General features: G+C 53.4%; 1 protein-coding gene. It reads left to right on the forward strand.

All coding sequences use genetic code 11. The annotated features are described in order from the left end of the window. Nucleotides 1-279, forward strand: a 279-nt coding sequence (locus tag AC0L27_RS41305) for a nickel-dependent hydrogenase large subunit (RefSeq protein ID WP_473323873.1), incomplete at both ends; no start/stop codon positions are given.

The raw sequence follows: 279 nt of genomic DNA on the forward strand, positions 1-279 counted from the left end.
GGCAAAGGCGATCACACCACCTTTGTGAAGCCGAACATTCCGGCAACGGGTGAATTCAAAGGTGTTGGCTTCCTCGAAGCGCCGCGCGGTATGCTCTCTCACTGGATGGTTATTAAAGACGGTATCATCAGCAACTACCAGGCGGTTGTTCCATCAACCTGGAACTCTGGTCCGCGTAACTTCAATGATGACGTCGGTCCTTACGAGCAGTCGCTGGTGGGTACACCGGTTGCCGATCCGAATAAACCGCTGGAAGTGGTGCGTACCATTCACTCCTTT

Source organism: Bradyrhizobium sp. Ken51, from assembly GCF_055807435.1.